Raw genomic sequence first — 12,698 nt, 5'->3', positions numbered from 1 at the left:
CCCCATCGGGCCCGACCCGGCCCGGCCGCATCAGGCGTCCTCCTCCCTGGGCACCTCGAAGGCCCACTCCGGCAGGTGCCCGCTGCCGAGCACCTGCCGGAGCAGCAGCGCCATGCCGTAGTCGTCGTCGATGTCGAGGGCCGTGTCGATGTAGATCCCCGCGACCGAACCCTGGCCGAGCGCCCAACAGAGCCACGCCAGCATGCACAGCGGAGCCGGCCGGGCCGGCCGGGGGGCCATCGCCACGAGGAGTTTGAGCAGCTGGATCCCCCGGGCCACCCGCTCCGGATCCGGCCGCTGCCGGCTCAGCCCGAGCATCAGGTCGCCCGTGGTCGGCGATGTCTCGTGGAAGGATCGCCCAGCGGCCATGTCCGCCGCGACCAGGTCGTCCATGCTCAGACCGGTTTCGCGTTGCCGCTGGGCGTAGTGCCGGTTGAGGGCGTGGCTGCGGCGCCCCTCCTCCTCGCCGAAGGCGAACTGCAGCATCATCTGGTCGCGGGTGGCCGGGCTCTGCACGAGGAAGAGCAGCACGGCGGCCTCGTCGATGCTGAGCTCGGCGGGGGTGAGCCCGAGCACGGTCTCGGCGGTGCCCACCGGGTCGAGCATGTCGCCCACCATCTCGACGAGTTCGGGGATGGGCCCCATGTCCGGGCCGAGCCGTTGGTAGCGGGCCAGCCTGCGGGCGCACCGTTCCCGTGTGGCCAGGTCCACCTTGGGCAGTTCGGCGCCGGTCTGCAGCCGGGCGAGTTCCCGGCGGTCACCCGGCGGAACGACCTCGGTCACGCTCGACTCCGCGATGTCGCTGAGCGGATGCCGCAGCCTACGGCCGACTCGATCCCCGAGCACCGGGGCCGTCTGACCCGGAACCTGTTCGAGGTCCAGATAGGAGGCCCACCCATCCGCTGCCACGCAGAGGGCGTCCCGCACCAGGAAGCCGGACTGCACGGCCCGGGCCAGGATGGCGCGGAGGAACGCGCCCTGCGGCAAGCCGGCCGAGGTCTCGGCCGGCGCGTCACCGATCTCCTCGTCCGTGTAGAGCACCGGCACCAGGGCGTCCACACCGGGGATCTTGCACAGGGTGCCCAGCAGCGTGCCGGCGATGCGGCGCAGCTCGGTCACGCCGGCTTGGTCCTGGGGCAGGTTGAACCGCAGCGCGCCGCAGGTGCGGTTGCCGCGGAAGGCGACCAGAACGAGACTGCGTTCCGGAAGGAACCCCACGAGCTGGGGCACGAGGGCGAGAAAGTCCTGGGGAGTCGGGGTCTTCACGATTGTCTTCTGCATGCGCACCACGGTGCGCCCGCACGGGCCGCGCCCACCGGGCGCCGCCGAAGCTGTGCAGAATTCCGCCGAGTGGCCCCGCCTGTGGATAACGGCTGTGCATCGGCCGCGCACACGACCGTGCATCGGCCGCCACAGCGGCGTGCACGACTGTGCAGGCCTGTGCACGACAGGGCCAACGGCCCGGGCACCTGGCCCAGCGGCTGATAATCTCAGAACAAATGACTCAGAATAATATGACTATTCCGGATGCCTCCCCGGCGTCCGCGACAGCACCCTCCGCACCCGCACTCGCAGCACCGTCCCACTCAGCCCTTGCCGACCCCGGCGCGCTGGGCCTGGCCGCATTCGCGCTCACCACCTTCGTGCTCAGCATGTCCAACACCGGCATCGTCCCCTCGAGCGCCGCGGTGCTCGGCCTCGCCCTGTTCTACGGCGGAATCGCCCAGGTCATCGCGGGCATCTGGGAGTTCCGCAACCACAACACGTTCGGCGCCACGGCGTTCACCTCGTTCGGCGCGTTCTGGCTGGCGTTCTGGTACCTCGAGAGCACCGGGGGCAACATCGCCGCCGGAGCGTCCGGCATGGGCACCTTCCTGCTCGCCTGGGCCATCTTCACGGTGTACATGACCGTGGCGGCCAAGAAGACCAACGGCTCGATCTTCGCGGTCTTCGTGGCCCTGTCCATCACGTTCCTGCTGCTGGCGATCGGCGCCTTCACCGGTATCACCGCCATCCACCAGCTCGGCGGCTGGTTCGGCATCCTCACCGCGCTGCTGGCCTGGTACGGCTCCTTCGCCGTGGTCTACAACTCCACCGCCGGCCGCGCCGTCCTCCCCGTCTGGCCCGCCAAGTAACTCGCGAACTGTGAGGAACAGCCCCAAAAACTTGACGTTTTTGGGGCTTTTTTCACAGTTCGCGGAGGAGGTTCTCCCGGGAGGGGGGCTACTCGATCGCGGCCGCGAATTGGGAGTCGTAGAGGGCCCGGTAGGCGCCGTCGGCCAGGAGCAGCTGCTCGTGGTTGCCTTGCTCCACGATGCGGCCGGCCTCCATCACCAGGATCAGGTCGGCGTCCCGGATGGTGGACAGGCGGTGCGCGATCACGAAGCTCGTGCGGTCGGCCCGCAGCGCGCTCATGGCGTGCTGCACGAGCACCTCGGTGCGGGTGTCGACCGAGCTGGTGGCCTCGTCGAGGATCAACACGCTCGGCCGGGCCAGGAACGCCCGGGCGATGGTGAGCAGCTGCTTCTCCCCCGCGCTGACGTTGCCGCCCTCGTCGTCGAGCACGGTGTCGTAGCCCTCGGGCAACGAGTGCACGAACCGGTCCACGTAGGTGGCCTTCGCCGCCTCGAGGATCTGCTCCTCGGTGGCGTCCGGCCGACCGTAGGCGATGTTGTCGCGGATGCTGCCGCCGAACAGCCAGGTGTCCTGCAGCACCATGCCCATCCGGCTACGCAGGTCGTTGCGGGTCATCTTCGAGATGTCCACGCCGTCCAGTGTGATCCGGCCGCCGCCGATCTCGTAGAAGCGCATCATCAGGTTCACCAGGGTGGTCTTGCCGGCCCCCGTTGGGCCCACGATCGCCACGGTCTGACCGGGTTCGGCCACCAGGTTGAGATTCTCGATGAGCGGCTTGTCCGGGCTGTAGCTGAACGACACGTTCTCGAACACCAGGCGCCCGTGAGTCTGAACCGGGGTCTCTGCGGGCTCTTCATCGGGTGTCTGCTCGTCGGCATCCAACAGCTCGAACACGCGCTCGGCGCTGGCCACACCGGACTGCAGCAGGTTGGCCATGGAGCCCAGCTGCGCGAGCGGCTGGGTGAACTGCCGGGAGTACTGGATGAACGCCTGCACGTCACCGAGCTGCATGGCACCGGAGGCCACCTGCAGACCGCCGACGACAGCGATGCCGACGTAGACCAGGTTGCCTATGAAGGTCATCGCGGGCATGATCATGCCGCTGACGAACTGGGCACCGAAGCTGGCCTCGTAGAGTTCGGCGTTCTTGGCGGTGAAGCGCTGCTCCACCTCCTTCTGCCGGCCGAAGACCTTCACCAGGGCGTGACCGGAGAAGGTCTCCTCGATCTGGCCGTTCAGCTCCCCGGTGTGGGTCCACTGCGCCACGAAGAGCTTCTGCGAGCGCTTGGCGATGAGCACGGTGGTCACCAGGGTGAGCGGCACCGTCACGAGCGCGATGACCGCGAGCAGCGGCGAGAGCAGCAGCATCATCACGATCACGCCCACCACCGTGAGCAGCGACGTGACGACCTGGCTGAGCGACTGCTGCAGGCTCTGCGAGATGTTGTCGACGTCATTGGTCACCCGGCTGAGCAGCTCGCCGCGCTTGACGGTGTCGAAGTAGCCCAGCGGCAGGCGGTTGATCTTCGCCTCGATCTCCTCGCGCAGCCGGTAGACGGTGCGCTGCACGACGGCGTTGAGTACCAGGGCCTGCAGCCAGCTGAACACGGAGGCGAGGATGTACAGCGCCAGCACCCAGAACAGCACGCTGGACAGCGCCGCGAAGTCGATACCGAGGCCCGGCGTGAGCGTCATGGCGCTGAGCATGTCGGCCTTGGCCGTGTCACCGGATGCGTTCAGCCCGGCGATGATCTCGGCCTGCGTCATGCCGGCCGGGAGCGTCTTGGACACGATGCCGGAGAAGATCAGGTTGGTGCCCTCGCCGAGCAGGCGCGGACCGATCACCGAGAAGGTGACGCTGACCACGGCGAGCACCAGGACGAGAACCAGCCAGAGCCGTTCGGGGTGGAGCTTGCCGATCAGACGTTTGGCGCTTGGACCGAAGTTCATGGCCTTCTCGGCGGGCATGTTCATACCGCCGAAGGGCCCGCCGCCGCGTGGCGGCCTGGCGGGAACCTTCACGTCGTCGTCGGTGCTGTCGCTCATTTGGTGGCCTCCGCTGCCAGCTGGGATGCCGCAATTTCCTGATAGGTGGTCGAGGTCTCCAGGAGCTCCTCGTGGGTGCCGCTGGCGACGATCCGGCCGTCTTCGACGACGAGGATCTGGTCGGCGTCGAGGATCGTGGACACCCGCTGGGCGACGATGATCATGGTGGCGTCGGAGACGTCCTCGGCCAGCGCCGCACGCAGCCGGGAGTCGGTGGCGAGGTCGAGGGCCGAGAAGGAGTCGTCGAAGATGTACAGCTCCGGCCGTTTCACGAGCGCCCGGGCGATGGCGAGTCGTTGCCGCTGCCCGCCGGAGACGTTGGTGCCGCCCTGGGAGATCGGGGCGTCGAGGCCGCCCTCCAGCTTCTCGACGAAGTCCCGCGCCTGCGCGGTCTCCAGCGCCTGCCAGATCTCCGCCTCGGACGCATCCGGCTTGCCGTAGAGCAGGTTGCTGCGCACGGTGCCGGAGAACAGGTACGGCTTCTGCGGCACCAGGCCGATGTGCCCCCAGAGCAGGTCGGGGTTGAGCTCGCGCACGTCGACGCCGTCGAAGAGCACGGTGCCGCTGGTGGCGTCGAACAGGCGCGGCATCAGGTTCACCAGGGTGGTCTTGCCCGAGCCGGTGCTGCCGATGATCGCCGTTGTGTAGCCGGGCCGGGCCACGAAACTGATGTCGCTGAGCACGGGCTGCTCGGCGCCAGGGTAGGCGAAACCGACCCCGCGCAGCTCGAGTTCGCCGCGCCCGATCGTCTCGTTCACCGGGCTCACCGGCGGGCGCACGCTGGACGGGGTCTCGAGGACCTCGCCGATGCGGTCGGCCGAGACCGTGGCGCGCGGGATCATCACGGCCATGAAGGTGGCCATCATCACGGCCATCAGGATCTGCATGAGGTAGCTGAGGAACGCGATCAGGGTGCCCACCTGCATCGAACCGTCCTCGATGCGGAACGCGCCGAACCAGATCACGGCCACGCTGGAGACGTTGAGCACCAGCATCACGACCGGGAACATCAGAGCCATCAGCCGGCCGGCCTGCAGGGCCGTGGTGGTGACATCAGTGTTGGCCTGGCCGAACCGGCGGGTCTCCACGTCTTCGCGCACGAACGCGCGCACCACGCGGATGCCGGTGAGCTGTTCGCGCAGCACCCGGTTGACGGTGTCGATGCGCACCTGCATCACCCGGAACAACGGCACCATGCGCACGATGATGAGGCCGACGGCCACGAGCAGCACCGGCACACTGACGGCGATCAGCCAGGACAGCTCGAGGTCCTGGCGCATGGCCATGATGATGCCGCCGACGCAAAGGATGGGCGCCGAGACCAGCAGGGTGCAGGTGGTGAGCACCAGCATCTGCACCTGCTGCACGTCGTTGGTGGAGCGGGTGATCAGCGACGGGGCGCCGAACCGGCTGACCTCCTGCTCGGAGAACTCCCCGACCCGGGTGAACACCGCGCCGCGCAGGTCTCGGCCGAGGGCCATGGCCGCCTTCGCGCCGAAGTACACCGCGATGATGGCGCAGATGATCTGCCCGAGGGTGATCAGCAGCATCACCCCGCCGACGCGCATGATGTACCCGGTGTCGCCCGTCGCGACGCCCTCATCGATGATGTCGGCGTTCAGCGAGGGCAGGTACAGCGACGCTATCGACTGGGCGAGTTGGAACACGACGACCGCAACCAGCAGCCGCCAATGCGGCCGCAGGTAGCGTACGAGCAATTTCCAGAGCATCCGGTGTCCTTGGTGTGGGTGGAGCGCAGTGTGGGTGGAGCGCAGTGTGGGTGGAGCGAGATGTGGGTGGAGCGTCGGGGTGAAGCGGGGTGGGGACAGGTCAGGCGAAGAGGGCCGAGATGTAGGCGACGTCCTCGGCGGTGGGCCGCCAGCTGGTGGCGGCCTCGGCGTTCTGCACGATCTGGTCGGGTTTGGTGGCCCCGGCGATCACGCTCGTGAGGCCGGGCTGCGCCAGCAACCAGGCCAGCGTCGCGCCGAGCATGGTGACGCCGCGGTCGTCGCAGAACTGCTGGTAGCGCTCGATGGTGTCCCAGGGGGCGTCGTCGAGCAGGTGCCGGCGCACCATCATAATCCTGCTGTCGGCCGGTCCGCCGTCGCGGTTGAACTTGCCGGTGAACAGCCCGTTGTAGAGCGGGAAGAACGGCAGGAAGCCCAGGCCGTAGGCGTTCACGGCGGGCAGCACTTCCTCCTCGGCTTCGCGCACGAGCAGGCTGTACTCGTTCTGCGCCGAGATGAACGCCGGATGCCCACCGATCCTGGCGGTGAACTCGGCCTCGGCGATCTGCCAGCCGGCCAGGTTGGAGTGGCCGATGTAGCGGATCTTGCCCTCGCGAATGAGGTCGTCGAGCACCGACAGGGTCTCCTCGATGGGCGTGTTGGGGTCGGGCCGGTGCAGCTGGTACAGGTCGATCCAGTCGGTCTGCAGCCGGGTCAGCGACGCCTCGACGGCCAGGCGGATGTAGCGGCGGGAGCCGCGGGCGTCCCAGTCCGGCCCGTTCGCACCGCTCATGTCCATGCCGAACTTGGTGGCCAGCACGATCTGATCGCGTTTGCCGCGCAGCGCGTGCCCCATCAGGGTCTCGCTGAGGCCCCGCTCGGCGCCGTAGATGTCCGCGGTGTCGAAGAGGGTGACCCCGGTGTCGATGGCAGCGTCGATGACCAGGGATGTGCCCGCCTGGGTCTCGGTGGTGGTGCCGGTCCGCCCGAAGTTGTTGCAGCCGAGTCCGATCGTCGAAACGACGAGTCCGGAGTTGCCGAGGGTGCGATAGTCGATCTGAGCCATTGCTCCAGACTATTCCTCTCCAGCGCCAGAATGACGGGCCTTCCGCCCCTCCTCCACAGGCCGCGGTGCGGCCGGATATTCCAGTGTCCGAAATCCGCCGGTTCCGCCCGGGCCCGCCGACTACAGTCGCAGTATGAGCAGCCCAAGCCCCCTTCCCCCGAACCTGATTCGCCTCTCGAGTCCGCTCGGCGACCTCGAGCTCACCGGCGACGACCGCGAGGTCTGGTCGTTGGCCATCATCCGGAACGGCCACCTGCCCTTCGAGGGCCTCCCCGAGTCCCCCAACCCATTGCTGCGCCAGGCGGCCGCACAGCTCACCGAGTACTTCGCGGGCGAGCGGACCGACTTCGACGTGCCCGTGCGGCTGTCCCGCGGCACCGAGTTCCAGCGGAGCGTCTGGGCCGGGTTGGCCGCGATCCCGTTCGGCGCGCACCTCTCCTATGGCGAGCTGGGCCGGTCGATCGGCAAGTGCGGAGCCGGCCGCGCCATCGGTGGCGCCGTCGGTGCCAATCCGGCGCCGATCCTGGTCGGCTGCCACCGCGTGCTCGCCTCCAACGGACGCATCACCGGCTTCAGCGCCGGCGAGGGCATCCCCACCAAGCAGTGGCTGCTGCGGCACGAGAGCATCGAGTACGTCGGATGACCGAACGCCCCTCCGTCCTGATCGGCGATGACGGCGTGGGCCGGTGCGGATGGGTCGGGAACGATGCCGAATACCGGCGCTATCACGACCAGGAATGGGGACGCCCGCTGCGGGACGACCGAGCCCTGTTCGAGAAGCTCTGCCTGGAGGGATTCCAGGCGGGTCTGTCCTGGATCACCATCCTCAGGAGGCGGCCGGCCTTCCGTGCGGCGTTCGCCGGCTTCGACGCCCCGACCGTGGCCGCCTTCACCGACGACGACGTGGAGCGTCTGCTGGCCGACGCGGCGATCATCCGGCACCGGGGCAAGATCACAGCCACCATCGGCAACGCCAGGGCCACACTAGCCCTCGACGGCAGCCTCACGGATCTGATCTGGGGTTTCGCCCCCGCTGCCCGCCCGGAGCCGCTCGCCGGCCTGGCCGACGTCCCGGCGATCACCCCGGAGTCCGAGGCGCTCAGCAAAGAACTGCGCTCCCGCGGCTACCGGTTCGTCGGGCCCACCACCATGTATGCCCTTATGCAGTCCAGCGGGCTGGTGAACGACCATGTCGTCGGCTGCCACCTCGCACCGTCGCGGGGCGAGGCGCCTGGCGCCTAGGCTCGCCCCGGTCCTAGCAGCCCCAGCGCGCTGACGGCGTCGCGCTCGGCCACCAGGTCGGCGACGGACGCGTCGATCCGGGCGCGGGAGAACGCGTCGATCGACAGCCCAGGCTCGATGGCCCAGCGGCCGCCGAGGGAGCGCACCGGGTACGACGACACCAGCCCCGTGGGGACCCCGTACGAGCCGTCCGAGAACACCCCAGCGCTGGTCCAGTCGCCGCCCGTGCCGTTCACCCAGTCGTGCACGTGGTCGACGGTTGCGCTGGCGGCGGATCCCATCGAGGACGCTCCGCGCACGGCGATGATCTCGGCGCCGCGGTTGGCCACCCTCGGGATGAACTCGTTCGCGAGCCAGTCCTCGTCGACGAGGTCCCGCACGGGCCGGCCCTTGACGGTGGCGTGGGAGACGTCGGGGTATTGCAGGGCCGAGTGGTTGCCCCAGACGATCACGCCGTGCACATCGGTCACCTGCACCGACAGCTTGGCGGCGAGTTGGGCCACGGCCCGGTTGTGGTCCAGCCGGGTGAGGGCGGTGAAGCGGTCGGCGGGCACGTCGGGCGCGTGGCTCGACGCGACGAGGGCGTTGGTGTTGGCCGGGTTGCCGACCACGACCACGCGGATGTCGTCGGCGGCGCCGGCGTTGATGGCGGCGCCTTGGGGGCCGAAGATGCGGGCGTTGCCCTCGAGCAGGTCCGCGCGCTGCTGGCCGGGGCCGCGGGGCCGGGAACCGACGAGAATCGCGACGTTGGTTCCGTCGAACGCCTGCACCGGGTCATCCGTCACGAGCACATCGCGGAGCAGCGGGAACGCGCTGTCCTGGAGTTCGAAGGCGCTGCCCTCGGCGGCGCGGATGCCCGTGGGTATTTCCAGCAGCCGCAGGGCCACGGGAACATCGGGCCCGAGCAGCTGACCGGAGGCGATGCGGAACATCAAGGCGTAGCCGATGTTGCCTCCGGCGCCGGTGACGGTGACGTTTACTCGTTGTCTCTGCACGCCTTCATCCTAGGCGTGCGAGTTCACGACCAGTTCGAGTTCTCCGGCGGCGCCGTGCCGGAGGGTGAGGCCGGCGGTCGGGGCCCAGCCGAGGAGCTCGTCGACAGTCTGGAAGTCCCGGCCGTTCTCGAGCAGGGCTCGGGTGAATTCGCCCTTCGCCTTCTTGTTGAAGTGATTGAGCGCCCGGGTCCGCCCGTCGGCGCCCGCGGTGACCACGCGCAGGAAGTGCCGCTGCGGATGGGCCGCCGCGGAGCCCAGCCCGACGTAGCCCTCTGAGCGCAGGTCGAGCAGCAGCCCCTCCGTCACCTCGAGCACGGCGGACACGTCGACGGCCCAGTGCTTCTTCAGCGGCAGCGCGGGCAGCCTGGAATCGTGCGAGAGGCGGTACGCGGGCACCAGGTCGAGGCCGGCAACGGGCCCGAGCAGCGCGGAGTGCACGAGCAGGTGCCGCCCGGCGAAGGCGCGAGCCTCGGCCGACAGGGTGTCGGCGGCGAGGGCGTCGTAGAGCACTCCGGTGTACCGGTCGATCACCGGGGTCGTCGGGGAGGAGACGACGGTGGCATTGCGCTCCACCTCAGCCAGTTGGGTGCGGCCGAGCTTGAGTGCCCGGACCGTCGCATCCGGGTCAGCGGCCAGCTTCGTCACCGCGGTGACCAGCGTGCGCCGGCGCCCGGTCAGTTCCGGGAAGGCCAGGGATTCGATGTCCAGGGACGCAAAACCGCCGCCGGAGCGTTTCGTCTCCGACGGCGGTAGCAATACAAACACAGTGTCCTAGCGGGCAGTTCCTAAACGAGTGCGGCCTTGCGGGCCACGATGGTGATGGTGTCGTTCTCGACCGAGAGGAACCCGTCGGCCGCCTCGGCGACGACCTTGGTGCCGTCCAGCAGGGTCAGGCGCACCTCACCGCTGGACAGGATGGCCAGCAACGGCTCGTGGCCGGCGAGAATACCGATCTCGCCTTCCACGGTGCGCGCCACGACCATGGTGGCCTCGCCGGACCAGACCTGCTGGTCCGCCGAGACGACACTCACGGAAAGCGGAGCCGAAGCCATGCTTAGCCGTTCTCCTTCTGGATCTGAGCCCACTTCTCTTCGACGTCGCCGATGCCACCGACGTTGAAGAAGGCCTGCTCCGACACGTGGTCGAAGTCACCGTTGGCGATGGCCGTGAACGACTCGATGGTGTCCTTGAGCGACACCGTCGAACCCTCGACGCCCGTGAACTTCTTCGCCATGTAGGTGTTCTGCGACAGGAACTGCTGGATGCGCCGGGCGCGGGCCACGGTCACCTTGTCTTCTTCAGAGAGCTCGTCGACACCGAGGATCGCGATGATCTCCTGGAGTTCCTTGTTCTTCTGCAGGATCGCCTTGACACGAACGGCCGTGTTGTAGTGGTCGGCGCCCAAGTAGCGGGGGTCGAGGATACGGCTGGACGAGGTCAGCGGGTCGACGGCCGGGTAGAGGCCCTTCGATGCGATCTCACGGGAGAGCTCGGTGGTGGCGTCGAGGTGCGCGAACGTGGTCGCCGGAGCCGGGTCGGTGTAGTCGTCAGCAGGCACGTAGATGGCCTGCAGCGAGGTGATCGAGTGGCCACGGGTCGAGGTGATGCGCTCCTGCAGGATGCCCATCTCGTCGGCCAGGTTCGGCTGGTAACCCACGGCGGACGGCATGCGGCCCAGCAGGGTCGACACCTCGGAACCGGCCTGGGTGAAGCGGAAGATGTTGTCGATGAAGAGCAACACGTCCTGCTTGGCAACGTCACGGAAGTACTCCGCCATGGTCAGCGCGGAGAGCGCGACACGCAGTCGCGTTCCCGGCGGCTCGTCCATCTGGCCGAATACGAGGGCGGTCTTGTCGAAGACGCCTGCTTCTTCCATCTCGCCGATGAGGTCGTTGCCCTCACGGGTACGCTCGCCGACACCGGCGAACACAGACACACCACCGTGGTCCTGCGCAACGCGCTGGATCATTTCCTGGATCAGGACGGTCTTACCGACACCGGCACCACCGAAGAGGCCGATCTTTCCACCGAGGACGTACGGCGTGAGAAGGTCGATGACCTTGATGCCGGTCTCGAACAGCTGGGTCTTGGACTCCAGCTGGTCGAAGGGCGGCGGCTTGCGGTGGATGGGCCAGCGCTCGGTGATCTCGATCTTCTCGCCCGGCTTGGCGTTGAGCACCTCGCCGATGACGTTGAAGACGCGACCCTTGGTGACGTTTCCGACCGGAACCATGATGGGCGAGCCGGTGTCCCGGACCTCCTGGCCGCGGACGAGTCCGTCGGTCGGGTTCAGGGCGATGGCGCGTACCAGGTCGTCGCCGAGGTGCAGTGCGACCTCGAGGGTGATCTCGGTCGACTCGTCGCCGATGACGATGGTCGTCTTGAGCGCGTTGTACATACCAGGGATCGAGTCGTGCGGGAACTCGATGTCCACGACGGGTCCCGTAACGCGTGCGATCCGGCCCACAGCGCCGGCTGTGTCCTCCGCGAGGACTGGCGCGATTGCGGTGTCAGTCATTGCTCTCTCTTCTCTGGGTTAGTTCTTGGCGGATGAGAGCGCGTCGGCTCCACCCACGATCTCGGAAATCTGCTGCGTGATCTCGGTCTGACGCGCGTTGTTCGACAGCCGCGTAAAGTCCTTGATGAGCTTGTCGGCGTTGTCACTGGCCGACTTCATCGCCTTCTGGCGGCTGGCGTGCTCGGAAGCGGCGGACTGCAACATGGCGTTGAAGATGCGGCTTTCGATGTACACCGGCAGCAGGGCGTCGAGAACGGTCTCGGCCTCAGGCTCGAATTCGTAGAGCGGCAGCACGTTGGCGGCCTCGGGGGCTTCTTCGCCTTCGACGACCTCGAGCGGCAGCAGACGAACAACCTCGGGCACCTGGGTGACCATGCTGACGAAGCGGTTGTAGACGATGTGGATCTCGTCCACGCCACCGTCGTCGGCTCCGCGGAGGAACGCCTCGAGAAGGGCCTCGCCGATCTCCTGCGCCGTGTCGAACACGGGCTGGTCGGTGGCGCCGGTCCAGGATCGCTCCGAGACACGACGGCGGAAGCTGAAGTACGCGAGCGCCTTGCGGCCGACGAGGTAGTAGACGACGTCCTTGCCCTGACTGCGCAGCAGCTCGGTGAGCTGCTCGGCCTCACGGAGGACCTGGGAGCTGAATGCTCCGGCCAGACCGCGGTCCGAGGCGAAGATGACGACCGCGGCGCGGTTGATGGTCTCCGGCTCGGTCGTCAGCACGTGCTCGATGTTCGAGTAGGTGGCGACGGCTGAAACGGCGCGCGTGATCGCGCGCGAATACGGGGTGGACGCAGCAACCCTCGCCTGCGCCTTCTGGATGCGCGAGGCGGAGATCAGCTCCATGGCCCGAGTGATCTTCTTGGTCGTCTGGGCAGATTTGATCTTCTGCCGGTAGACCCGAAGTTGCGCTCCCATGTGTCTCCTGTGCTTACTTGTCTGTCGTGTCGGTGGGTGTCGAGCAT

At 67.9% G+C, this 12,698-nt stretch carries 12 protein-coding genes; 3 read left to right on the top strand and 9 right to left on the bottom strand.

Features of this window, described 5'->3' with window-relative positions; all coding sequences use genetic code 11:
- Positions 1 to 30: 30 nt before the first annotated feature.
- The gene (locus PA27867_RS04255) at positions 31 to 1,281 is read right to left on the bottom strand and encodes a DUF4192 domain-containing protein (RefSeq protein WP_167550820.1); all 1,251 of its coding nucleotides are present in this window, start codon (positions 1,279 to 1,281) and stop codon (positions 31 to 33) included.
- A 218-nt stretch (positions 1,282 to 1,499) separates the two neighbouring features.
- Between PA27867_RS04255 and PA27867_RS04250 the strand changes: the two genes are divergently transcribed.
- A complete protein-coding gene (locus PA27867_RS04250; RefSeq protein ID WP_236900834.1) occupies positions 1,500 to 2,135 on the top strand; it encodes an acetate uptake transporter in 636 nt (211 codons plus the stop codon).
- An 88-nt stretch (positions 2,136 to 2,223) separates the two neighbouring features.
- Here PA27867_RS04250 and PA27867_RS04245 read toward each other — a convergent pair whose 3' ends face one another.
- From PA27867_RS04245 to PA27867_RS04235, 3 genes are all read right to left on the bottom strand, one after another.
- Positions 2,224 to 4,182 carry an ABC transporter ATP-binding protein gene (locus PA27867_RS04245; protein WP_066593704.1) on the bottom strand — a complete coding sequence of 653 codons (1,959 nt, stop codon included), beginning with the start codon at positions 4,180 to 4,182 and terminating at the stop codon, positions 2,224 to 2,226.
- Entirely contained in the window at positions 4,179 to 5,912 is a 1,734-nt protein-coding gene (locus PA27867_RS04240) for an ABC transporter ATP-binding protein (protein WP_066593702.1), read from the bottom strand. The genes PA27867_RS04245 and PA27867_RS04240 overlap by 4 nt, the downstream gene beginning before the upstream one ends.
- A gap of 100 nt (positions 5,913 to 6,012) precedes the next feature.
- Positions 6,013 to 6,975 carry an aldo/keto reductase gene (locus tag PA27867_RS04235; RefSeq protein ID WP_066593700.1) on the bottom strand — a complete coding sequence of 321 codons (963 nt, stop codon included), beginning with the start codon at positions 6,973 to 6,975 and terminating at the stop codon, positions 6,013 to 6,015.
- A gap of 133 nt (positions 6,976 to 7,108) precedes the next feature.
- Here PA27867_RS04235 and PA27867_RS04230 point away from each other — a divergent pair, with 133 nt between their 5' ends.
- Together PA27867_RS04230 and PA27867_RS04225 are read left to right on the top strand one after the other, a co-directional pair.
- Entirely contained in the window at positions 7,109 to 7,618 is a 510-nt protein-coding gene (locus PA27867_RS04230; RefSeq protein WP_066593697.1) for a methylated-DNA--[protein]-cysteine S-methyltransferase, read from the top strand.
- Positions 7,615 to 8,217, top strand: a complete 603-nt coding sequence (locus tag PA27867_RS04225) for a DNA-3-methyladenine glycosylase I (protein ID WP_066593695.1) — start codon at positions 7,615 to 7,617, stop codon at positions 8,215 to 8,217. Before PA27867_RS04230 ends, PA27867_RS04225 begins: the two co-directional genes overlap by 4 nt.
- On the opposite strand, the gene PA27867_RS04220 is transcribed toward PA27867_RS04225, so the two are convergent.
- From PA27867_RS04220 to PA27867_RS04200, 5 genes are read right to left on the bottom strand one after another with little or no spacing between them, the layout of a single operon-like run.
- Positions 8,214 to 9,212: a malate dehydrogenase gene (locus tag PA27867_RS04220; RefSeq protein ID WP_066593693.1), complete on the bottom strand. Its 999-nt coding sequence runs from the start codon at positions 9,210 to 9,212 to the stop codon at positions 8,214 to 8,216. The genes PA27867_RS04225 and PA27867_RS04220 overlap by 4 nt on opposite strands.
- 9 nt (positions 9,213 to 9,221) lie before the next feature.
- Entirely contained in the window at positions 9,222 to 9,977 is a 756-nt protein-coding gene (locus tag PA27867_RS04215) for a YaaA family protein (protein ID WP_066593691.1), read from the bottom strand.
- Positions 9,978 to 9,997: 20 nt separating this feature from the next.
- Entirely contained in the window at positions 9,998 to 10,264 is a 267-nt protein-coding gene (locus PA27867_RS04210; RefSeq protein WP_066593688.1) for a F0F1 ATP synthase subunit epsilon, read from the bottom strand.
- A 2-nt stretch (positions 10,265 to 10,266) separates the two neighbouring features.
- Positions 10,267 to 11,730: a F0F1 ATP synthase subunit beta gene (gene atpD, locus PA27867_RS04205; protein WP_066593686.1), complete on the bottom strand. Its 1,464-nt coding sequence runs from the start codon at positions 11,728 to 11,730 to the stop codon at positions 10,267 to 10,269.
- A gap of 18 nt (positions 11,731 to 11,748) precedes the next feature.
- Entirely contained in the window at positions 11,749 to 12,651 is a 903-nt protein-coding gene (locus PA27867_RS04200) for a F0F1 ATP synthase subunit gamma (RefSeq protein WP_066593684.1), read from the bottom strand.
- Positions 12,652 to 12,698: the final 47 nt, after the last annotated feature.

It is taken from the genome of Cryobacterium arcticum (genome assembly GCF_001679725.1).
Taxonomy (GTDB): domain Bacteria; phylum Actinomycetota; class Actinomycetes; order Actinomycetales; family Microbacteriaceae; genus Cryobacterium; species Cryobacterium arcticum_A.
The sequence above is the reverse complement of the archived record's forward strand: the minus strand, read 5'-3'. Positions and strand labels throughout refer to the sequence as shown.